This is a genomic window from Methylobacterium sp. J-043, from assembly GCF_022829505.1.
Lineage (GTDB): Bacteria > Pseudomonadota > Alphaproteobacteria > Rhizobiales > Beijerinckiaceae > Methylobacterium > Methylobacterium extorquens_A.
Window position 1 is genome coordinate 101,268 of sequence record NZ_JAKSYB010000058.1, and the last position, 21,000, is coordinate 122,267.

Genomic DNA, 21,000 nt, shown 5'->3' on the forward strand with positions numbered 1-21,000 from the left:
TGGCCGCCCTCAGTGCGCGTGGTCGGCTTCGGCCTTGCCGAGCTCGGCCTTCAGGACGAAGGAGTTGGCCACCGCGACCTCGTCCCCGGGCTTGAGGCCGGACAGGATCTCGAAGGCGTCGTCGTCGGCCTTGCCGATGGTCACGTCCCGGCGCTCGAAGCCCTCCTGGGTGCGTACGAAAGCCACCTTCTCTCCGCCGATGGTCTGGATCGCGGACTTCGGCAACCGGACCCCGACCTTGTCCTGGGCGATCTCGACCTCGGTGGTCACGAAGGTGCCGGGCCGCCAGGCCATGTCCTTGTTCGGCAGGGAGACGATGACCCGGGCCGAGCGGGTCTCCGGGTTGAGGATCGGGCTGACGAACACGACCTTGCCCTCGGCGCGGGAGGCGTCGTCGCCGCCGACGATGGTCACCTTGGCGCCCTCGCGGACCTTCGACAGCTCGGTGGTCGGGACGGAAAGCTCGATCCACACCGAGGACAGGTCGGCGACGGTGTAGACGTCGGCCGGATCGCCTTCCTTGCCGACGGCGGTGCCGACGTCGACCTTGCGCTCGACCACCCGACCGGCCAGCGGCGACCGCAGTTCGTAGCGGCGCAGGCTCGACAGGTTCGGGGTGGTCTCGTCCTTCTTGGCGGAGGTGGCGACCTCGGCCGCGTTCAGCCCCAGGGCCGACAGCTTCTGCCGGGCGAGGTCGACGCGCAGGGTCGCCTCCGAGTAGGCGGCCTTGGCGTTCAGGAATGCCGACTCGGCCGAGATACGCTTGTCCCAGAGGGCCTGCTGGCGGTCGAAGTTCGTCTTCTCCAGGTCCGCCTTCACCGTCGCGGTGAGGAAGTCGCTCTTCGCCTCGGCGACCTCGCGGCTGTCGAGGACGGCGACGACCTCGCCCTTGGCCACCGCCTCGCCGAGGCGTTTGCGCATTTCGGACACGGTGCCGATCACCCGCACGGGCACCCGGGCGATCCGGTCGGCGTCCTGGGTGATGGTGCCCGGCACCAGCAGGTGGCGCGAGAGGATGCCGCCCTCGACCGTCGCCAGCTTGATGTCCTGCTCGGCGGCCTGCTCGGCCGTCATCTTGATCTTGCCCTCGCCCTCCTCGTCGTGGCCGTGCGCCTCGCCCTCGGCGTGTTTGTGGCCTCCGGCCTCCGGCTTGGCCTCGCCATCCGAATGCTTGTGCTCCCCGGCAGGCTTGGGCTCGCCTTCGGCATGCTCGTGGCCATGCTCGCCATGACCGTGGCCATCGTCGGCTGCGGGTGTCGCCGGCTTGGTCATGGCGGCGTTGGTCGGTGGCGCCGCCCGGGCGTTCGTGAGGCCGGCGGCGGCGAGCGCGCCTTGCACGACCTCGGACACGCGGGGGAAGGCACCGCCGATGGCGATGCCGATGGCCAGGAAGGCCACGGAGAGGAATGCACGCATGGGAATGGGCCGGGTCCGCCAGGGACGTCGCACCTCCGCTCATGCGGCAGGGGACGGTCCCGTACTGGGTATTTCGCGATGACGAGGCGGCCGCGACCCGTGAGGGGCCGACCGGGACGCGCCACGGACGTGGCGACGTCGCCTCAGGCGCGAGGCGGCCTGGGAAGGCGGTCGGGCGAAACCGAACCGACGGGGGTAATCTCGGTCGCGTAGGAGGCGCGCGCTGTCCCGCGGGATGGCAAGGCGGGCGTCCCGTCCACGTTCAGGGCCTGGTGGCACCCGCAATTGGCATGGCAGGCCGGGCAGGCATCGGCGTGATCGGCGCCGGCCGCCTGCGTCGGCGCGGACACGGACAGTTCGTGACCGGCCGGACGATGGGCCTCGGCGGAGTGGATCGCGCCGGGGACGACGAGCGCCAGGACAAGGACGAGCGAGAGCACGCGGACGGTGGTCGCCCACCAGCCGCGCATTGTCTCGCAGGCCCTGATCCGGGGTCCCTTTGTCATGGTCGCCTTATGAACGATTCAGGGCCGCCCGTACATGCCGGATGGCCGAAGACGAGGGCCGAGCCTAGTCATCGTCGTGATGGTGATGGTGGTGCCTGCGCTCGCCGTAGAACCGACGTTCCCCGTAGAACGCCCGGTCGCCGTAATCCCGATGCGGACGGTGGATGACGACGTCGTCGTGGTCGCCATGGTGGTACCGGTCGACGTGGACGTCGCCGCGCCGGTCGAAGTCGCCGCCGTAGTATTGGGCGGACGCGGCGGCCGGCGCCAGGATCAGGCTGACGGCGACCAGGGCCGGAATGCGAACTCGCATGGCTCGTTCCTCAAGGGGGTATGGCGACAGGATGGGCCCCTTGAGTTGAACGGACCCTGAAACCCCCGTTCATCGAAATGCGGATGGAGATCCGGGACCCCGTGATAGCGGTTCACAAGGTCCCGGACCGCAAGGGCTCAGTTACGTTCGATGATCGTCGTGCGACGCTCGCCGCCATGATGATCGTCATGGTGGTCGTCATGGTGGTGATGCTCGCGAACGACCTCATGGTGGTCGTCGTGGCGATCCCGGTGACCCTCGCCATGGCGCTCGCCGTGGCTGTCGCCGTGGACGCCCACGCCGCCCGGGCCGACGTCGATATGCTGGGCCAGGGCCGCGACCGGCGAAAGGGCCAGGGAGACGATGGCGGCGATGGCTGCGAACTTGGTCTTCATGTTGAGGTCCCCTCTATCGATTACGACGCAGGAACGTACCGATAGGGGAAACCGATCCGAATATTCCCGGTGGAACCCGGGAATATTCGGCAATGGGCATTCGTGCGTCGCCGGATCGTCCGCGATGCTTGCTTGGGCGATGATCCTCGATGGCGCCCCGGCATGCGGAACGCGGCATGACCGTGCAGCCGGCCCGCATCGACCGTGTAAGCCCGGGGGGATCGCGGGGTGCCCGCCCCGGCACGGGGCCGAGGCGGGCGGTTCACGGGACCGAGGGGGGCACGACGGTCCCATGAAGGTGTCGGGCGGGAGCGGACAGGTCATCCCCCCGCCAGGGCGTAGCCGATGCCGACGGCAAGGAAGGCGAAGGCGACCAGGAGGGGAAGCATACGCATCGGTGCATCCTCCCGGCCGCCCGAGGTCGGCGACGTCCGCTCACTTCTTGTCGTGGGAGTGACCGTGGGCATGCCCATCCTTGTCGGAATGGATCGGCTTGCCGTCCTTGCCGACCTCGCGGGCCTCGCTCTTGCGCGGGTCGTCGCGATGGGCCGGGCCACCCGCGACGCCGCCGGTGTTCGGGACGGAGCGCTCGGGATTGTTCGCGTTCCCATGCCCGTCCTCGGCGGCGAGGGCGGGAGCCCAGAGGCTCGCCAGCAGGCCAGCGGCGAGAAGGGCGGCGACGGTACGCTTCATGATGATGGTCTCCAGGGCTCGGCGGCCGCTGCGGCCGCCTCGACACCTGAGATAGCGACCCTGTTTGACACCCGGACGCCCGGTTCGTGACGAAGTGTGTCAGCGACCGGCGCGCGGCAGGGAGATCAGCACCCGCAGGCCGCCTTCCGGGCGACTGGATAGGACGATGTCCCCGCGCTCCGCCTCGACGCTCCGACGCGCGATGGTCAGGCCGAGGCCGGTGCCGCCGGTGTTTCGGTTCCGCGACGCTTCCAGGCGGGTGAACGGCTCGAAGGCGCGGGAGACCTCGTCGGGCGCGATGCCGGGACCGTCGTCCTCGATGGAGAGCAGCAGTTCCTCCGGCTCCACCGCGAGCGAGATGCGGGCGCGGGTCCCGTAACGCACGGCGTTGTCGACGACGTTGTCGAGCGCGCGTCTCAGGGCCACCGGGCGCACCGTCGCGAGGGCGCGACCGGGCCCCGCATAGGAAACGTCGCGGCCCGCGTCCGAGGACGCGTCGGCGATGCTCATGAGGACGCTCGCGACGTTCGTGACCTGGCGCGGTTCGGGATCGGCGTCGCCCCTGAGGTACGCCAGGGTCGAATCGACCATGGCCTGCATGTCGTCGAGGTCAGAGCCCATCGCCCAGGTCTCGTCGCCCTCGGGCAGGCCGTCGAGGCGCAGGCGTAGCCGCGCGATGGGGGTGCGCAGGTCGTGCGAGACGGCCGCCAGGGCTTGGGTCCGCTCCATCACCAGCCGATGGATGCGGTCCTGCATCGCGTTGAGGGCCCGGGCGATCCCTCGGGTCTCGTCCGGGCCGGCTTCCCGCACAGGAACGACCTTGCCGTGCCCGATCTCCCCCGTGGCTCGGGTGAGGTCGCGCAGCGGTCCCGCGATCCGGTGCATCAGGATGACGGCCGCGACGCCGACGAGGATGGCCATCGCGGTGGCGAGGTAGGCCCACGATCCAAGCCTGGCGAGGCCGGGCGCGTGCGCCGAGCGGAAGGTCAGGAAGCTTCCGTCGGCCAGGGCGAGCGCGCCGCCGAGGTCGTCCTGGTGAAGGACCTCGTCCCCGCCGTCCATCGCCAGTGCGAGACCGGGCCCGAGGCTCGGCTCGGATGCGATCATCCGGGACCTGAGCGACCACATCGCCGGATCGCCGGCCTCGTCCTGGCGCAGGGGCGAGGTCGCGGACCACCCCAACTCGAAATGCGCGGACGACAGGGCCTTCGCCTCCGCGTCGCGCTCGGTCCGGGGGCGTCGGAGCACCGCCTCGCGCGCCAGGGTAAGCTGGTTGGCGACCTGTCGCGCGAACGCATCGTCCGCCGCGGCGGTCGCGGATTGCCGATAGAGAAGCAGGGCCCCGCCGTGGACGGCGAGGATGGCGAGGAGCAGGACGGCGACCGTGCGGGCTTCGAGGCTGCGGGCCAAGGGTGCGAGGCGCCTCACGCGTGCTCGACCTTCGAGGCGAGCATGTAGCCGGCTCCGCGCACGGTCTTGATGACCGGGGGCAGGCCCTCGGGCGGTTCGAGCTTACGTCTAAGGCGGCTCACCAGGGTATCGACGCTTCGGTCCGTAGGCGACCCGAGCCTGGCACGGGACAGTTCGAGGATCGTCTCCCGGCCGAGCACGCGCCCCGGGTGTTCGAGGAAGACGAGAAGGAGGTCGTACTCGGCGCCGGACAGGTCGACGGCCGCCCCCTCTGGATCGACGAGCGACCGGCTGCGCATGTCGAGCCCCCACCCCGAGAACGTGAGGACCTCCGATGCCGGGTTCGAGGGCGACAACGCTGCCATGGAGGCGCGGCGGAGCACGGCACGGACCCGGGCCAGGAGTTCGGGACGGCCGAACGGCTTGGCGACGTAGTCGTCGGCGCCGAGTTCGAGCCCGAGCACCCGGTCTGCCTCCTCGTTTCTGGCGCTGACCATGATCACCGGTACCGTGCTCCTGGCCCGCAACGCCCGGAGCAGGTCGAGACCTGAGGTTCCGGGCAGCATCACGTCGAGCAGGACGAGGTCGACGCCACCGGCAGGCAGGTGCCGCCAGAACTCGATGGCATTCCTGCAGCCGGTGACGCGGTAGCCGCTTTCCCCGAGGAGACGCGTGACGAGCATGCGCAGGCCGTCGTCGTCCTCGACGAGCACGATGTGGCCCCCGTCGACGGCCGGTGGGCTCTGAGGGTCTTGCGAAGCCATCGATTCCCCCCCGCTCAGGCGATGGCCTGGTCGAGCATGAGCAGCAGCAGGAAGCCGGCGAAGAACATCGCCGTCACCCAGGGACGGTCCTCGGTCTCGTGCGCCTCGACCAGGAGTTCCTCGGTGACGAGGTACAGCAGGGCGATCAGGCCGAAGGAGAGGAAGGCGGCCTGGATCGGCGCAGACAGGGTGGCGACGGGCCCTCCCAGCAACGCCCCCAGCGGCAACAGGACGACGAGGCCGGCGGTCATGCCGACGACCTTGCGCTTCGATGTCCCGCCTTCCCCGAGCTCGTTCGCGACCGTCAGGCCGAGGAACAGCACCTCGATGGTGAGGGCGACCGTGAGCAGGATTCCGGCCTTGGCGCCGGCGGCGAAGGCGATGCCGAGCACGAGCCCGTCGACGAGGATGTCGATGCCCGTGACAGCCATCAGCCCGACGGGGCCGCTCGCCCGCTTCCCCAGCGTCTTCACCAGCAGCATCGCCGCGACGCCGAGCGCGCCGCCTGCCAGCATGGCCAAGGGCGAGCCGGCATGCTTGAGGTCCGGCAGGATCTCGCCGGCCGCCGCGGCGAAGACCACGCCCGCCGCGAAGTGCTGGATGGCGCTGACCAGGATGGGTCCGGGTCGAAGGTTGACCGCGACCGCGGCGCCGATGACGGCCGCCGCCGCGGGGATCAGTGTGTAGGCCCAGGCTTGCATCACGCTCTCAGACGACGTGGTCGGGCGCGAGGGCGCAGGCGTTGTCCGCGCTCGTCTCCACCTGCAGGGTGGTGTGGCCGATGCCGAACCGTTTCTTGATCCCGCCTGCCGCGTCCATCAGGAAGGCGTCGTCGGGACGGCCGCCCGGCATGATGAGGTGGGCGGTCAGGCATGTCTCCGTGGTGCTCATCGCCCAGATGTGCAGGTCGTGGAGGGCGGTGACGCCCGGCAGTCCTTCGAGGTGGCTTCGGACGGCGGCCGGGTCGATGCCCGGCGGGACGGCGGCGAGGGACAGCGTGAGGCTGTCGCGCAGGAGGCCCCAGGTGCTCCAGACGATGACCGCCACGATGGCGAGGCTGACGACGGGATCGAGCCAGGTCCACCCGGTGTAGAGGATGACGAGGCCGGCGATGACCACGCCCGCCGAGACGGCGGCGTCGGCGGCCATGTGCAGGAAGGCGCCCTTGATGTTGATGTCGCCCTTGGCGCCCGAGGCGAACAGCCAGGCGGTGATGCCGTTCACCAGGATGCCGACCGCGGCCACGACCATCACGGTCTTGCCGGCGACCGGGGCTGGCTCGCCGAAGCGCTGGATCGCCTCCCAGGCGATGGCGCCGACGGCGACCAGCAGGAACACCGCGTTGAACAGGGCCGCCAGGATCGACGAGCCCTTCATCCCGTAGGTGTAGCGCGCGCTCGGGGCGCGCTTCGCCAGCACCATGGCGACCCAGGCCACCACCAGTCCGAGGACGTCCGAGAGGTTGTGCCCGGCATCGGCCAGCAGGGCCATCGAGTTCGCCAGCACCCCGTAGGTGGCTTCCACGACGACGAAGCCGACGTTGAGGGCGATGCCGATGGCGAACGCCTTCCCGAAGCTCGCCGGTGCGTGGCTGTGCCCGGGGCCGTGGGCGTGCCCGGCGTGGGCTTGGGAATGGTCGTGTCCGGCGTGGTCGTGGTGGTCCGTCATCTCGGCTTCCGGTCTGAGGATGCAAGCATTGATGCCTAACTCCTCTACCCACTAGAGGAGCAAGCGCCCGTTTCGGCCTCGGTCAGTGCCGGTCGCTGAGACACTCGCCGTGGTCGGCCAGCACCTCGATGATCCGGCATTCCCCGACGTCGCCGCCCGAGCACTGCTCGACCATGGCCTGCATCTCCCGCCGGAGGCCGGTCAGCCGGGCGATCCGGTCGTCGATGTCGGCGAGATGTTTCCGGGCGATGGCGTCGGCCTCCCCACAAGGCCGGTCGGGATGTCCGGCCAGGTCGAGAAGGGTTCGGATATCCTCGATCTCGAAGCCGAGCTCGCGGGCGTGCCGGATGAACCGCAGCGTCCGGACGTCGCCCTCTCCGTAGGTGCGGCGATTGCCCTCCGTACGCACCGGCGTCGGCAGCAATCCGCGTTCCTCGTAGAACCGAATGGTGGGGACCTTCACCGCGGCGCGGCGCGACAACTCCCCGATGGCGATGGACTTCATGCCGCTTGCTCCTCTAGTCGCTGGAGGAAGTAGGGTGCCTGGGGAATTGCGGAAGGCACCTCATGAAAGACGCGACGACCTTGGACCGAACCGATAGCCCCCCGACGCGCCTGCGCGTGTCCGGGATGGATTGCGCCTCGTGCGCCGCCAAGGTCGAGAACGCCGTTCGGCGCCTACCCGGCATCGAGGACATCTCGGTCTCGGTGGCGACCGAGACGCTGACGGTGCGGCATGGACCCGCCACCGACGCCCGGGCCATCGCGGCGACGGTCCGCAGCCTGGGCTACGGCGCGGACGACACTTCCGCCGACGCGGTGTCGGATGCCGAACGACCTGAGCCGGTCTGGTGGCAGTCTCCGAAGGCGCTGCTGGCGTTCGCCTGCGCGGCGGCCCTGGTGCTGGCTTACGCGGTCGGCCAAGCCGCGCCGGCGATGGAGCGCTGGGCCTTTTTGGCGGCGATGGCGGTCGGACTGGTGCCGATTGCACGACGTGCCGTCGCGGCCGCCCGGCACGGGACGCCGTTCTCCATCGAGACCCTGATGTCCGTAGCCGCCATCGGCGCGACCGCCATCGGGGCGACCGAGGAAGCGGCCACGGTCGTCTTCCTGTTCCTGGTTGGCGAGGTGCTGGAAGGGGTGGCCGCAGGCCGGGCCAGGGCGAGCATCCGCGGCCTCACCGGCCTGGTGCCGGACACGGCCCTGCTGGAGGGCGACGGATCGACGGAGCGGGTGCCCGCGGCGAGCCTGCGGGTCGGGGCGACCGTCCTGGTGAGGCCGGGTGACCGGGTCCCGGCGGACGGGACCGTCCTCGACGGGGAGAGCGCGGTGGACGAGGCGCCGGTCACCGGCGAGAGCGTGCCGCGGCGCAAGGCACCGGGCGATGCGGTGTTCGCCGGGACCGTGAACGGGGACGGCGCGCTTCGGGTGCGGGTGACCGCGGCGGCGCGGGACAACACCATCGCCCGGGTCGTGCGGCTGGTGGAGGATGCCCAGGAGGCGAAGGCCCCGACCGAGCGCCTGATCGACCGATTCTCACGGGTCTACACACCGGCCGTGGTCGCGGTGGCCACGCTCGTCGCGATCCTGCCGCCGCTGCTGTTCGGGTGCTCGTGGAACGAGTGGGTCTACAAGGGGCTCGCCATCCTGCTGATCGGCTGCCCCTGCGCCCTGGTCATCTCGACGCCCGCCGCCATCGCGGCCGGGCTCTCGGCCGGCGCCCGCCGGGGCCTGCTCATCAAGGGCGGCGCCGTCCTGGAGCGGCTGGCCGCCGTTACCATGGTGGCCTTCGACAAGACCGGCACCCTGACCGAGGGCAAGCCCGTGGTCACCGACGTCCTAGCGTTCGGCCGGTCCGAACGGGAGGTCCTCTCCTTGGCTGCCGCGCTTGAGGCAGGCTCCTCGCATCCGCTCGCCAAGGCGGTGCTTGCCAAGGCCGCGGAAGCCGGCGCACCGATGCCTCCGGCATTCGGGTCGAAGGCGCTCGGCGGCAAGGGGATCACCGGCAATGTCGGCGGCCTCGACCTGTTCCTCGGATCGCCGCGGGAGGCGGCAGCGCGCGTGACCCTCGAGGCGGAGCAGGAGGCGCGGATCTCCACCCTGCAGGGCGAGGGTAAAACGGTCGCCGCCCTGCTGGCGAACGGGGCGTTGGCCGGGCTGTTGGGCATGCGCGACGAGCCCCGGTCCGACGCCAAGGCCGGGATCGACCGCCTCGCGGCGGAGGGCATCGGGTCGCTCATGCTGACCGGGGACAACGCCCGCACGGCCCAGGCGGTGGCGGGGATGCTCGGCATCGAGGCACGGGCGGGACTGCTGCCCGAGGACAAGCAGCGGATCGTACTTGAGCTCCAGGCCGCCGGGGCCGTCGTGGCGAAGGTCGGGGACGGCATCAACGACGCCCCGGCGCTCGCGGCCGCAGACGTCGGCATCGCGATGGGTGGCGGCACCGACGTCGCGCTGGAGACAGCCGATGCAGCGGTGCTACACGGGCGCGTCGCCGACGTGGCGCGGATGGTGGAACTGTCCCGCAGGACGCTGGCGAACATCCGCACGAACATCGGTGTGGCACTCGGCCTGAAGGCGGTGTTCCTTGTCACGACCATCGCCGGCATCACCGGCCTATGGCCGGCCATCCTCGCCGATACGGGGGCGACGGTCCTGGTAACGGCCAACGCCCTGAGGCTGCTGGGGGTCAGGCTGCGCTAGGACCGGTTGTCCCTGACCTTGCCGGGTGGCTGATCGGCCACTTGGATGGGGATGGCGCGGCGATGCGGCCCATTCCGAACGTACGCGCCACCCGGAGCCCGTCCGTTCTTGACGCGTCCCTGGTTCCTGGATCGTGCCGGGGCGATGTTACGGGTGGCGGATGACTCCCGCGTCGTGATGCAGGTCCGACTTGGTGCCGGGACGCGACCCGCCGTTCGACCATGATGCGAGGGACCCGTCGGGGGTGCCCTCCCAAGTGCGGGAGGAGTCCCCGGGGCATCCACCTAGGATCCACATCCCGGACGTTAAAGTCGAAGCTCAGTCCGGACACGGGGGCGCTCCTGGGTGGTCGGGCCCTTCGCCGTTTGTGGTGGCGCCCGATCACACCAGCCTAACAGACGCCGTCGATTCGTTCAGTCAGGCGTGGTGCTTGGGGGCAGGTGAGAGCTCCTGCAGCCTGTCGAAGACCCTCTTCTTGGCCTCCTTGAAGCGCTCCCTGCCACCGAGCTCGTAGGCGGCCCGGCCTACGACGAAGGCGATGTCCACCCGCTCGTTCCTGGCCATGAGACGGTGCTCGGGGGTGATGTAGGCGTCGACGTCCGCGAGCATGGCCTTCACGATTGCCGCATCGGTCTCGGCGGTCTCGCGCTGGGTCTCGCGCCAGCGTCGGGCGCGGTCGGCGGCATCGCGACGGACGCGGGCGGACCGGGCGGCGGGGTGCTCCTCGGGGAGCGCGGAGGCGGTTGCGGTGCTCATGACGGTAGAGTGCCAGGCCGTCCAGAAAGCCACCATGGGGGATCGCGCACGGTGTGAAGGACGGTCGATCCGGTCCTTCCGGTGGCGTTCCGATCACGCACGTTCCGTTACGGGGTATGGGGCCTTGGCTACGCCAATGTCGGGAAGCGGAAAAAAGATCTGGACCGTTCCCGCGTCAGTTCTCCTCGTCGGACGGCCACCACCGCCAGGGAAGGCCACCAGGGCATCGTGCCTGGCAGGATGTGTCCTTACCCACGCCACCCCCGACTGACCGCCACAGCCTACCTCCCTGTGCCTCACCGGCGGCCGATACCCCCTCGTCCCCGCGATTTTCCGATCCCCTTCCGCAAGTATTGCCCCGCGTAACGGAAGGTCAGGCCCCCGATTGACCTTATCCTCGGCGTACGTATCCTCGTCATGTTGATCCCGGCCTGAGTTGCGGACGTGCTGCCCCGCGACAGGCCCCAGTAGAGGACCGTCGTGACAACCTCCCTCATCTCCCCGACCGCCACGCGTTGGCCCCAGGCTGCTTCCCTGGTCCGTCCAGCCCCCGCCTACTGCTCCGAGCTCCGCCCCCTCGACTACGCCCGTCTCGTCCACCCCAAAGGCGGTGTCGGGTCCGCGATGTTCGGCGACCGCGTCCCTCCCAGGAAGCCCAGGAAGGACGGCAGCACCGAGCCGCGATGGTCCGACCTGCGGTACTCCTCCCACGCCCTCGCGAGCCGCGACGTCGATCTGCAGGGCCGGCGCTTCATGTCGTTCGCATCGTACCCGTACTCCAAGCCGGGCGAGCCCCGCGTCGCCAAGGACGCGATCAACATCGTGTCCCTCGGCGCCTCGTGGCTCGACCTCGACTACTACAACAAGCCGGACTGGAAGGACGTCCCCCCGCGCAAGGTCCTGGAAGCCGTCCGCAACATCTGCGAGGACCGCGGCTGGCCGTCGCCGTCCTACGCCACGTTCTCGGGGCGCGGGATTTTGGTGGTCTGGCTCTACACCGCCTCCCAGCCGGCCCAGCGTGTCATGGCCCGCCACCGTGCCTTGCAGCAGATCCTCCACGAGGAGTTCCTGCCGTTCGGGTCCGACTACACGGCCAAGGCTGCGACGAAGCAGTTTCGGATGCCGGGCACCTACAACGAAAAGAGCGGCCTCCCGGTGGTGGTGATCTTTCCCGACCTGACCGCCGAGATCGCCCGGATCGACTTCGACGAGCTCTGCCGCGTGGTCCTGCCGTTCCAGCGCCAGACCAAGGCCCAGCGGGAGGCCGCCAAGGCCGAGGCGAAGGCCAAGCGGACCGCCGCCCAACTCGCCAACCGGACCCCGCGGGAAGGCCACCACGGCGCCAAGCTGACCGGCTCGTCGTACTGGGACACCATCGCCGCGGACCTCGACCGGCTGTATGCCCTCCGGCACGGCAAGGCCGGCATCAAGGACACCGCGGCCCGCGAGGACACGGGAGCCGGCCGCAACTCCTGGCTTGTCGCCTTCGTCTACGTGGCCTCGTGGCGCCTCCCGGCCTCCGACCTCGACGCGTACGTCATCGAGACCGCCGACCGCCTCGGGCTCGACCACGCCTCCGCCAAGTCGAAGGCTTGCTCCATCGTCGGCAGGGCGAAGGAATCCGCCCGGGGCGTCCGCCGGACGTACCGCGGATTCACGGTCGACCCCCGCTACAAGCCGTCCCCCGCCCACCTCCGGGACCTGCTGGTCATCACCCCGAGGGAGATGCGCCGGGCCGACCTGCGCATCCTGATCGACCAGGCGCGCCGGTCCGAGAACGCCGTCTCGCGCGTCGTCGCCTCTCGCCGGGCCGCGGGCGTCAGGGACCGCTCGGTCCAACAGCAGCACCGCCTCGAAGTCGGGCAGCAGGCCGTCGAGTTCCTCGCCGAGGGCCTGACCGTGAAGGCGGTGGCCGAGCTCTACGGTGTCTCGCCGCGGTGGCTGGACAACGCCCTCCGGGACGCCCGCGCCGTCGCCGGCATCACCACCGCCAAGGCCGAGCCGGTGGTGGCTCCCGTGGTCACCGTCGACGACGTCGGCGACACCCTCGACCTGCCCGTCGGCACCCCCGCCGTGATCGCGCACGAAGTGTTACGGGATATCAGAGAGACCGCGCGCGAGGCTGTTGTCGCAGGCCGCCGTACGCAGTATGTTCCTCGGGTCACGACGAAGGGCAGCACTCTTCTAGGACAGACGCCCGCTGCGCGCCCCACGGCCCGGCGGGCGTCGACGTGTCCGGCCTCCGAGATGGAGGTGGCGTGACATGAAGTGGCGCCTCACACCCGAAGAGCAGCAACTTCAGGACACCTTGCGGGCCGCCGCGGCGAGGCTGCACGCCGTCTGGTACCGCTACCCGGTCGGCGACAAGGAAGCGGCCCGCCGGGCCGAGCGCGAGCCGGTGGGCCGACGTCGGTACGTGGGTGGCGGGATCTGGCACAGCATTTCGGGAGCGGCCCCGATCCCCGTGCCCCCGCGCCACGACGTCGGCCAAGCCCTGCTTCGCGAGGTGCTTCAGGCGTGGCGGACGCCGGCATGGTCGGACATCTCCGTCTGGGACGACTCGCGCCGTGGGCCGATCCGACGACTCCTCAAGGCCGCCGGCCTCGCCCTGCAGGACCCGGACGAGGATGGGGTCGAGCGCGCCGACCTCCTCGTCCGGGTGGCCATCTCGGCGATCCGCTCCCAGTCAGAAAATCCTGACGGGCGCATCGAGCGGTTGGCGGCCCTGCCCAAGGGCGTCTGGCGCGTCGACCTGTCGGGCCTCATGGGCCTGCGCGAAGACCCGCCCGTCAGAAAAGTCTGACACCTGCAAGAACGGCTTGGCCCATCCTTGTCAGCGCCGGGAAAATGACCGGCTAAGCGACGTCAAAATCGCTTAGCCCCCTGATTACCCTTGTCGAATCCAGGTGCGAGGCATTCCATCCTTTTCGATGGAACCAAACCTCGCCCCGCGCGTTTCGGACGCCCCCAACTCGACGCTGGTCCATGCGTCCGGAGCCAGCCGGCAGTGCCGCGGCTCCTACCGGGTCTCGCCCCAAGGGGCGGCGCTCAACTCCTCCCTGATGAAGGGCCTCGCCGCGGTCATCAAGGACCGCCGGCTGACGGCCCCCCAGCTTCGGGTGTTGCTCGGGCAGCTCGAGAGCCGGGACAGCGACCTCCGCGACGAGCTCGCGGCGATCCGGTCCCACGACGGCGACCGCATCACCTGGAAGCGCCTGCTGGTGTTCTGCGACGCCATGAAGGTCGAGGCCGGCGAGCTCATCGCCTCAGTCTACCTCGCCCGCACCGCCGGCCCGAGGGTCCACTGATGGGCACCCGGCTCGACTTCTCCATGGTCCGCATCCTCGGCGAGGATTGCCGGGCCGTCGACGGCGGGCACGAGCTCGCGCTGACCGCCTACGTGGCCCAGGTCGACGGCGACCGTCTCGTCGAGCACGCCGCGGTCGCCCGGGTCACCGAGACCTTCGCCGGCTGGGACCCCCAGGACTACCAGCGCGCCAACCTGAAGCTCCACCGGGCCCTGGCTGCCCGCGTCGCCGAGCTCGCCCTCGCCGCCCGCCGGGAAGAGGGCTGACCATGTCCCGCAGGCGCAACCCCATCGCCATGGCCGCCGGCCTCGCCGCGGTCGCCGCCGCCATGGCCCTCGTCATCCGCGAGGCTCAGCCCTCGTCGCCGCCGGCACCACCACCGCCCCCCCGGAAGCGCCGGTCGAAGCGCATCCCCCGCGAGGTCGTCATCGAGGGCCTGATCGGGACCTACCCCGGCCTGTCCGTCGAGGACGCCGCGCGGATCGCGACGGCGTGGCCGGGCAACTTCATCGACGCACCCGCAAGGAGAGACCAGTGAGCGCCGACCGCTATCAGGACGCGATCACCCGCGTGCTCGTCCACGAGGGGGGCTACGTCAACGACCCGCGCGATCCGGGCGGCGCCACCATGAAGGGTGTCACCCAGCGCACGTTCGACGGCTACCTCAAGCGGAACGGCAAGCCGTCCCGCCCGGTCCGCTCGATCACCCAGGCCGAGCTCGGGGCCGTCTACCGCCGCCAGTATTGGGATGCCGTGAAGGGCGACGAGCTCCCCGAGGGGATCGACTACGTCCTGTTCGACGGCGCCGTGAACTCGGGCCCGGGCCAGTCCATCAAGTGGCTGCAGCGCGCCCTCGGCGTCCGCGTCGACGGTGTGATCGGCGAGGCGACCGTCCAAGCCGCGGAAGCCTACCCCGACCACGACGCCCTGGTCGCCGCGATCCTGGAGCGGCGCCTCGCGTTCCTCAAGTCGCTCCGGACCTGGAAGGCGTTCGGCAAGGGCTGGGGCCGCCGCGTCGTCGAGGTCCGCCAGATCGGGCAGGCGTGGGCCTCCGGTTCGGTCGGGCCCCAGCCGACCTACTTCGCCGGCATGGAGCGCCGCGGCCTCCTGTCCGACGCCAAGGGCGCGCCGTCCCCGGCCATCGCCGACGCGCTCACCGGTGGTGGAATCGTCGGCACGGTCGTCGACCAGACCGTCTCGGCGCTGACCCCGCTCCAGGATGCCCTGCCGTCCATCGGCAAGGTCGAGCGACGCCTCGCGGATCGGCCAGTCATCGATCATGAAGGACGGCCCGGCGAAGGGGTCGAACGAGACCCTCATCGAGGACGCCTGCAGGGGCGCGTCGATCAAGCGGCCGCGGGCCCACGCCATCACGGCGCGCTGTCCCTTGCGTAGCGCCCGCTGCCGGGCGGCCTCGCTGACGACGAACGTCACGTCGTAGAGGGCGACTGCGTGCACGTGCGCGACGACGATCCCGGATTCCCGCACACTCCAGACCCGGCGAACTCTGTTGCGGTAGACGTCTGTCACTGCTGCCTCCTCTGGACGGCGTCGCGGATTGCCTGGCAGGGCATCAGCCGCCCGGGCGCCGCGAGGACGGCTCTGAGGGCTAGGTCGACGAGGAGCCCCTGCACGGGCCCGGGGCGCCGGCCGGGAACGGGGGCAAACGAGAAGCTCACCGCCTCGGCCTCGGCCGCGAGAGCCGCTGCCCGGTCGAGGGGAAGCTGCCCCGCCTGCCACGCCCGCTCGGCCTCGGAGACCCGGGCGGCGAGACCGCGGGACACGAGGCGGCAAGTCCGGCCGGCCTGCCAGCCGGACTTGATGCGCCTGCGGGAGGCGGCGAAATCAAACGTCGTCATGATCACCCCTCCCTCAGTTCCGCGTCGCCAGGTGCTCGCGCGAGGCGAGTACGGTTTCGATCAGCCGGCGCAGGACGCGGACGGACCCGCCGGGCCAGTTCTCCGCCAGGACGCCGGCTTCCTCCTCGTCGAGGTCCGGGAGCCACGTCGCATCGAGGCCGCGCTCGCGGCGAACGTCGGCAAGGATGCCCTTCGTCAGCGAAGGCAGCGACGCCGCCGTCCGGGGGCCCAGCGTCAGGACGCGGAACCGGGACAGCAGGGCCGGATCGAGGCCGGCGACGCTGTTCGCCGTGGCGAGCCAGCTCACCGCCGAGAGGTCGGTCGGGCACTCCAGGAAGGGATCCTGGTACCGCCTCGACGTCTCCGCCTCCGTGAGGGCCAGGACGCCGTCGACGAGCCTGCCGTTGTCCGCCCTGGTCCCCGCGCGGGAGAGCTCATCGAGGACGACGAGCACGCTCGCCGCGCCGGCCTGCTTGATCGCCTGCAGGGGCACCGTCGCCCGGCCGGTGCTCCACTGGCGGGACGTCCCGATCAGGCTGGAATCCGCGACGCCCCCGCACGAGTAGACCGTCACGGCCAGCCCCAGGATCTCGCCCAACCGCCGCGTCAGGCGCGACTTGCCCGTGCCCGGGGGGCCGAGCAGGAGGGTCGGTGGCAGGTGCACGAAGCTCCGCCCGGCCAGCGGGACGAGGATCGCGTCGATGACCGCGGCGTCGTCCGGGAACTCGGACACGAGCACCCGCCGCGCCTCGGCCAGGTCGGGGACGACGGCCAGCGGCAACGCCTTTCCGGCGAGGGGCGCCCACTCCGTCCGGGCAGTGCTGCCCGTGCTCCTACCGGCGCGCGCGCCGTTCTCGGCGCTGCCGGGCAGGTGCTCGACGGACGCCAAGACGACCAGGCTCGGCCCTGCGGCACGCTCCCGATCCGCCTTCTCGCGGGCCGCCTTCGCCCGGGCCTCGGCGGCCCACGACGGCTCGGGCTCTTCATCCTCGGGCGCGGCCGCCCGGGTTGCATCGTGGATCGTGGCGTCCCCGGATTGCAGGGCGCTCGCCAAGGCGCCAAGGCCGGGATTCCCCGGACGCCAGGCGTACCGCACGTCCGCCGACAGCCCGACCAACGCCGAGGCGTACTTGTGCCCCTCCTGGCCGTGCTCGACCAACCAGGCAGCCCTCTCCCGGCAGTAATCTCGGCCGGCGCGGTCGCCACACTCGGCGAGGCAGCCGGCCGCCGCTCCGGCAAGCTGCTCCAACTCGACGCGAAGGACGACTGCATCGTCGAGGTCCTCGGGGTCGAGGTCGAGCCGCTCGTCGAGCTCCTGCAACCTGCGCTCGCACGTCTCCAGGAGGGCGAGGAGGCGGACGTAGCCCGTGTGGGCGCGCCTGGGATCAGTCCAGCCCTTGTCGCGGACGTCCTCGGCTGTGCTCCACGCGGCCTGCCAAAGCCCCAGCACGCCGTCATCGTCGCCGAAGCGCAGCAAGTCGCGGCGCCGCGGCCGGTCCCGCGGGCAGCGGACGGTCAGGAGGAGTTCCAACAGCCGGAACGGCGAGTCGTGTCGGAAGGGAGGAGGCAGGGTGCCGTTCAGGACGGCGTCGAGCGTCACAGCGGACGCGGCCTCGCGCGAGGTGCGATTGTTCTGCATGTTCGGTTTCCTTCGACCAAGAGCTCGGGTGAAAACCGCAAGCTCACGTGAGTTTGACTATAGGAGGAAGGTGTTACTGATCTCCTTCCTGGGTCTTCAAAAAACGGAAATGTTCACGCTCGGCGCGGGCATGATCTATTTCCGCATAGGCTTTCTCCATCTCGACGCGGGCCATCCCGCCGAGATACGCACGCTCCCGCATGCTGGGGCCCTGGTCGACGCCCTTTCCTTTGGAGTAAGGCCCCCGGTCGCAGAGCTCGGCCGAGGCCAGCAGCATGTACCCAAACGCCCTTGGGCAACTGGACGTCGCGGCCCGACCGAGGAGCGTGTAGACCCACGCCGCCACGCCGAAGCGTTCGATCCTGTCGCGGGTCACCGTGCGCCGGTTTAGGCCCGTCACCCGCCCCAAATCGGTGCTCCACTCGTTGCCGAAAATGACCACGGCGGCCTCCTCGACGGCATCGGACAGGTCGCGTCCGATCTCATCGAACGGAACGGCCTCGCCGTCGATGTGCGGGGTCTTGTCGACGAAGGAGAGGACCTGCCCGTCGATTGTGCCGACGGGGACGCCAACGTCGGCCTTGGCTCCGGGGTGGAGGATGATGCGCGCCATGGGGGGAGGCCCTCGAATCAATAGGGCGGCCCCTTCTGGACCGCCCTTGGACAACGTGGATGGGTGGGGTTTTAGGCGCGGTTCTTGTTGAAATGCGCCACAGCTTCGAACAGGCGCTTCTTCGAGTAAGCCGCGTACTGCTGCGCCTGCTCCAGCGACAGCTGCGAGGTCGCGAGCGCGAGCTCCTCCTTCCCCTTCTCAAGCTTCCACACGACCCGGATCGCATGGGGGAAGAGCTTGCTCGCGGGGACTTGGACGAGGCTCTCGACGTACCGGGCGTACTCCCAGGCAGTCCTGAAGAGGACGGGGCGGTCGTAGCGCTTCTGCTTGTTGGATTCCGTTGTCATTACTTCCCTCCAGGGAGTCTCTAAGCGGCGGAGTAGATCTCACCGCGGGGCGGCCGGTCGGCGCTCCCCGATCCCCCAGCACGCCGGGGGAGAAGGGAGGGCCGCTCAGGCGGCTAGGGGCTGGGTGTGCCGGACCTCTTCCGCCAGGGCGGTGGCGAGGGCGGCCTGGAGGACCTGCTGCTGCTCCTGCAGTTTGAGCCAGATCTGGGCCAAGGCGAACCCGTTCTTGCTGCGCCCGGTGAGGATGATCTCGCGGATGTCGGCGAGGGCCTCATCAGTGCGGGCGAGGTTCGCGCGGATGCCCTCGATGCTCGTGGGGATCGGATCGGGGCGGCGCTGGAGGTACCGATCCTCGAACGTCCACACGAACAGCACGGGCCACACGAGGACGCGCCACGCGAAGCGGAGGATGATGGACAGACGGATTCTGGCAGTGGACTTGAGCTTCATTTCTGGTCGGCCTCTAGAGATGAGGAGTTCGAAAGCTGGGCGGGCATCGGCCACACCGCACTGGGAAGAATACGGACGGCGGGATCGCCGTCAAGCTGCGAGGTGCACTATCCACAACGAGAAAGGGCCCCCGGTGAAGGGAGCCCTGCTCGTAGTCCGCACCCCAGATGGAGTGAACCGTGGTCGAATGACCAGCGGGGGTCTTCGTAGGGTCTGTCCTCCCTAGACTGGGAGGGATCGTGAACCAGAGGCTAAGAAAGTCGCGTTGGTTGGTTTGCCCGACAACGTGCCGGCTGACCTCAAGATAGCCAGCCCGCCGCCCCCGTCAATCGCCTCGTGCCGCCTCGGTTAACGCCGGGCTGGATCATCGCCTGGTCGCTGCGGAGACTTCTCGAAGGATCGATTCGAGGGGACCCCAGTGGGCACAGGTTGGCACGTACCGGAGCAAGGCGGCCCGCCCGGGATCGAGCCCGGCTTCTACGCCGAGGATCAGGCGGCCCTCGACGCGCTGCTGGCCGATCCGACGACCGAGCACGCCTTGGTCGCCCCGGGCGCGCCGTCGCCGCTCGTCCACGGGCAGCGCGCCCGCGTGGCGACGCCCGAGCAGGCTGAGGTCCTCCGGGCGCACGAATCGCGGCCTGCGCCCGCCGGCATCCATCCTGCCCGTACGATCCCGTTCAACGACCTGATCAGGGGTCTGGAGCGCGCTCGGTCCGCCGGCCTCGTCAGTCGGAAGACCTGCCAGGACACGGGGCTGATCCTCTACTGCTACACGCAGCGCTGCGTGTACGACCACGGCTGGGATGCCTTCACGCTGCTGGCCCGCGGGCTGATCATCGACCCATTCCGTGGCGCCGTGGTTGCGACGCCCTTCCCGAAATTCTTCAATCAGGCCGACGAACAACCTGCTCGACGGCTACGGCTCGTCCGCCGCCCTCGGCCGCGTGATGGAGGCCGCCTGATATGGCCGACCTGTCGATCTTCAAGCCGGACCTCAAGGGCCTGCTCTCCCTCGAAAAGCGCGAGCTCGCCCGCCGCGTCCTGGAGCTCCACGACGAGCTCGTCCGGGAGCGCGCCCGGCGGGAGGAGGCGGAAGCTCAGATCCGCGTGCCCTCATGGGAGAGGGGCTTCGTCAAGGACACCGGCCGCGCCCGGGACGCCGACCTGCCGGCCGTGGGGTCCTTCCATGGCTGAGAAGCACACCACAACGTCCGGCATCATCATCGGAAGCGCGACCTGGGAGGCGTTCGTCGTCGGCCCCATGGCGCGCGATGCCCTCGGCGCCATCGGTCATCGGTCCGACGTGGAGGCGATCCGCATCGAGGCGGCGGGCGGCGAGTACACGCTCAATCGGGAGCCAGTCTCCAAGTCCGACGCGGACCTCGTCTTCAACGCCTGGCGCTGCGACCCGAAGCGGTTCTCCGAGGACGCGAGCGAGAAGCTGATCGAGCACATGCGCAGGGCCATCACGGTCAGGCGGTTGCTGGGAGGGACGGCGGCATGACCGAGGCTTGGGCTGGGCGCACCTTCCGCAACGCGGCGCCCCTGACGCTGCGAGGGGACAACCCCGTCGACGGCTACTCCGCGGAGGACCTGCGTGGGCATGGGTGGGCGCCGGGCGGGTACATGGGCACCTGCCAGGACTGTGTGGAAGTCCACGTCGGTGGCGACAAGCGGTGCCGGCGATGCCGGGCGTGCGCGATCAAGGCCCTGGAGGCTTCCCGCAACCGTCCGAGATGGCAGAGCGGGCACAAGGGGATCCCGACCGACCGTCCGGTGTGGGCGTACTTCTACTGGAGCGGCAGCAGCGAAGACGAGGACATCATGCTGCTGCACGGCATCTCGGACGAGGGCGGTGAGGTGTTCACCGTCCAGCACGAGAGGGTCCGCGACTGGGACCGGTACGGCCACGTCATCTGCTGGATCGACGTCGAGGAGCGCCCGGCGCTCTCCGTCGAGGCGGTCGACGCCATCGTGGCTGCCTTGGCCGACCAGCGGAGCATCCACTGGTCCTGCGCCGACCACATCGTCGAAGACTGGCTGCACCAGACGGCCCTGCAGGCGGTCGTCGACGGGCACCGGGACGCCACGCGAATCGCGGCGGCCGCGCTCAAGAGCCGCGAGCTCGACTTCTCCCGGTACTACGGCTGAGGGCGA

At 70.1% G+C, this 21,000-nt stretch carries 26 protein-coding genes and 1 pseudogene; 10 read left to right on the forward strand and 17 right to left on the reverse strand.

Annotated features, from left to right (window positions below; all coding sequences use genetic code 11):
* Nucleotides 1-9: 9 nt before the first annotated feature.
* From MKK50_RS15675 to MKK50_RS15720, 10 genes are all read right to left on the reverse strand, one after another.
* Entirely contained in the window at nucleotides 10-1,416 is a 1,407-nt protein-coding gene (locus tag MKK50_RS15675; RefSeq protein ID WP_056096976.1) for an efflux RND transporter periplasmic adaptor subunit, read from the reverse strand.
* Between the two features lie 143 nt (nucleotides 1,417-1,559).
* Nucleotides 1,560-1,922 carry a hypothetical protein gene (locus tag MKK50_RS15680; protein ID WP_238280003.1) on the reverse strand — a complete coding sequence of 121 codons (363 nt, stop codon included), beginning with the start codon at nucleotides 1,920-1,922 and terminating at the stop codon, nucleotides 1,560-1,562.
* 64 nt (nucleotides 1,923-1,986) lie between these two features.
* Nucleotides 1,987-2,235 carry a hypothetical protein gene (locus tag MKK50_RS15685; RefSeq protein WP_056096972.1) on the reverse strand — a complete coding sequence of 83 codons (249 nt, stop codon included), beginning with the start codon at nucleotides 2,233-2,235 and terminating at the stop codon, nucleotides 1,987-1,989.
* A gap of 137 nt (nucleotides 2,236-2,372) precedes the next feature.
* The gene (locus MKK50_RS15690; protein ID WP_082476696.1) at nucleotides 2,373-2,630 is read right to left on the reverse strand and encodes a hypothetical protein; all 258 of its coding nucleotides are present in this window, start codon (nucleotides 2,628-2,630) and stop codon (nucleotides 2,373-2,375) included.
* Nucleotides 2,631-3,065: 435 nt separating this feature from the next.
* Nucleotides 3,066-3,323, reverse strand: a complete 258-nt coding sequence (locus tag MKK50_RS15695) for a hypothetical protein (RefSeq protein ID WP_056096966.1) — start codon at nucleotides 3,321-3,323, stop codon at nucleotides 3,066-3,068.
* 99 nt (nucleotides 3,324-3,422) lie between these two features.
* Nucleotides 3,423-4,751, reverse strand: a complete 1,329-nt coding sequence (locus tag MKK50_RS15700) for an ATP-binding protein (RefSeq protein ID WP_056096963.1) — start codon at nucleotides 4,749-4,751, stop codon at nucleotides 3,423-3,425.
* Nucleotides 4,748-5,497: a response regulator transcription factor gene (locus MKK50_RS15705; protein WP_056096961.1), complete on the reverse strand. Its 750-nt coding sequence runs from the start codon at nucleotides 5,495-5,497 to the stop codon at nucleotides 4,748-4,750. Before MKK50_RS15705 ends, MKK50_RS15700 begins: the two co-directional genes overlap by 4 nt.
* Before the next feature lie 14 nt (nucleotides 5,498-5,511).
* Entirely contained in the window at nucleotides 5,512-6,198 is a 687-nt protein-coding gene (locus MKK50_RS15710) for a ZIP family metal transporter (RefSeq protein ID WP_056096959.1), read from the reverse strand.
* A gap of 7 nt (nucleotides 6,199-6,205) precedes the next feature.
* Nucleotides 6,206-7,165, reverse strand: coding sequence for a cation diffusion facilitator family transporter (locus MKK50_RS15715; RefSeq protein WP_056096956.1), 960 nt, complete (start codon nucleotides 7,163-7,165; stop codon nucleotides 6,206-6,208).
* An 82-nt stretch (nucleotides 7,166-7,247) separates the two neighbouring features.
* Nucleotides 7,248-7,670, reverse strand: a complete 423-nt coding sequence (locus tag MKK50_RS15720; protein WP_056096954.1) for a MerR family transcriptional regulator — start codon at nucleotides 7,668-7,670, stop codon at nucleotides 7,248-7,250.
* Nucleotides 7,671-7,732: 62 nt separating this feature from the next.
* Between MKK50_RS15720 and MKK50_RS15725 the strand changes: the two genes are divergently transcribed.
* Entirely contained in the window at nucleotides 7,733-9,871 is a 2,139-nt protein-coding gene (locus MKK50_RS15725; protein WP_056096951.1) for a heavy metal translocating P-type ATPase, read from the forward strand.
* A 417-nt stretch (nucleotides 9,872-10,288) separates the two neighbouring features.
* Here MKK50_RS15725 and MKK50_RS15730 read toward each other — a convergent pair whose 3' ends face one another.
* Complete coding sequence (locus MKK50_RS15730) at nucleotides 10,289-10,627, reverse strand: hypothetical protein (RefSeq protein ID WP_156384035.1); 339 nt, start codon at nucleotides 10,625-10,627, stop codon at nucleotides 10,289-10,291.
* Between the two features lie 480 nt (nucleotides 10,628-11,107).
* Between MKK50_RS15730 and MKK50_RS15735 the strand changes: the two genes are divergently transcribed.
* The 6 genes from MKK50_RS15735 to MKK50_RS15760 all read left to right on the forward strand — a co-directional run bounded on the left by MKK50_RS15735 (nucleotide 11,108) and on the right by MKK50_RS15760 (nucleotide 15,330).
* Complete coding sequence (locus MKK50_RS15735; protein WP_157085674.1) at nucleotides 11,108-12,889, forward strand: hypothetical protein; 1,782 nt, start codon at nucleotides 11,108-11,110, stop codon at nucleotides 12,887-12,889.
* A gap of 1 nt (nucleotide 12,890) precedes the next feature.
* Nucleotides 12,891-13,430 carry a hypothetical protein gene (locus tag MKK50_RS15740; RefSeq protein WP_056096942.1) on the forward strand — a complete coding sequence of 180 codons (540 nt, stop codon included), beginning with the start codon at nucleotides 12,891-12,893 and terminating at the stop codon, nucleotides 13,428-13,430.
* A gap of 127 nt (nucleotides 13,431-13,557) precedes the next feature.
* Nucleotides 13,558-13,935, forward strand: coding sequence for a hypothetical protein (locus tag MKK50_RS15745; RefSeq protein ID WP_056246680.1), 378 nt, complete (start codon nucleotides 13,558-13,560; stop codon nucleotides 13,933-13,935).
* Nucleotides 13,935-14,201, forward strand: a complete 267-nt coding sequence (locus MKK50_RS15750; RefSeq protein WP_056096937.1) for a hypothetical protein — start codon at nucleotides 13,935-13,937, stop codon at nucleotides 14,199-14,201. Before MKK50_RS15745 ends, MKK50_RS15750 begins: the two co-directional genes overlap by 1 nt.
* A 2-nt stretch (nucleotides 14,202-14,203) precedes the next feature.
* Entirely contained in the window at nucleotides 14,204-14,473 is a 270-nt protein-coding gene (locus MKK50_RS15755; RefSeq protein WP_056096935.1) for a hypothetical protein, read from the forward strand.
* Nucleotides 14,474-14,505: 32 nt separating this feature from the next.
* Entirely contained in the window at nucleotides 14,506-15,330 is an 825-nt protein-coding gene (locus tag MKK50_RS15760) for a glycoside hydrolase family 108 protein (RefSeq protein ID WP_444543512.1), read from the forward strand.
* On the opposite strand, the pseudogene MKK50_RS15765 reads toward MKK50_RS15760, so the two are convergent.
* From MKK50_RS15765 to MKK50_RS15790, 6 genes and pseudogenes are all read right to left on the reverse strand, one after another.
* Nucleotides 15,250-15,465, reverse strand: a pseudogene (locus MKK50_RS15765) (L5-gp82 domain-containing phage-derived protein); the annotation flags it as partial. The gene MKK50_RS15760 and the pseudogene MKK50_RS15765 overlap by 81 nt on opposite strands.
* Complete coding sequence (locus MKK50_RS15770; protein ID WP_156384033.1) at nucleotides 15,462-15,794, reverse strand: hypothetical protein; 333 nt, start codon at nucleotides 15,792-15,794, stop codon at nucleotides 15,462-15,464. The pseudogene MKK50_RS15765 and the gene MKK50_RS15770, both read right to left, overlap by 4 nt.
* 13 nt (nucleotides 15,795-15,807) lie before the next feature.
* A complete protein-coding gene (locus tag MKK50_RS15775; RefSeq protein WP_056096926.1) occupies nucleotides 15,808-17,433 on the reverse strand; it encodes an AAA family ATPase in 1,626 nt (541 codons plus the stop codon).
* Nucleotides 17,434-17,506: 73 nt separating this feature from the next.
* Nucleotides 17,507-18,046, reverse strand: a complete 540-nt coding sequence (locus MKK50_RS15780) for a hypothetical protein (protein WP_056096924.1) — start codon at nucleotides 18,044-18,046, stop codon at nucleotides 17,507-17,509.
* A gap of 71 nt (nucleotides 18,047-18,117) precedes the next feature.
* Nucleotides 18,118-18,393, reverse strand: a complete 276-nt coding sequence (locus MKK50_RS15785) for a hypothetical protein (protein ID WP_056096921.1) — start codon at nucleotides 18,391-18,393, stop codon at nucleotides 18,118-18,120.
* Nucleotides 18,394-18,498: 105 nt separating this feature from the next.
* Entirely contained in the window at nucleotides 18,499-18,843 is a 345-nt protein-coding gene (locus MKK50_RS15790) for a hypothetical protein (RefSeq protein ID WP_056096918.1), read from the reverse strand.
* Nucleotides 18,844-19,806: 963 nt separating this feature from the next.
* Here MKK50_RS15790 and MKK50_RS15795 point away from each other — a divergent pair.
* The 3 genes from MKK50_RS15795 to MKK50_RS15805 are packed head-to-tail and all read left to right on the forward strand — an operon-like array spanning nucleotide 19,807 to nucleotide 20,994.
* Entirely contained in the window at nucleotides 19,807-20,037 is a 231-nt protein-coding gene (locus MKK50_RS15795) for a hypothetical protein (protein WP_056096912.1), read from the forward strand.
* A complete protein-coding gene (locus MKK50_RS15800) occupies nucleotides 20,030-20,347 on the forward strand; it encodes a hypothetical protein (protein ID WP_056096909.1) in 318 nt (105 codons plus the stop codon). The genes MKK50_RS15795 and MKK50_RS15800 overlap by 8 nt, the downstream gene beginning before the upstream one ends.
* Nucleotides 20,344-20,994 (forward strand): ACT domain-containing protein, encoded by a 651-nt coding sequence (locus MKK50_RS15805; protein ID WP_056096907.1) that lies wholly within the window; start codon nucleotides 20,344-20,346, stop codon nucleotides 20,992-20,994. Before MKK50_RS15800 ends, MKK50_RS15805 begins: the two co-directional genes overlap by 4 nt.
* The last annotated feature ends 6 nt before the right edge of the window (nucleotides 20,995-21,000 follow it).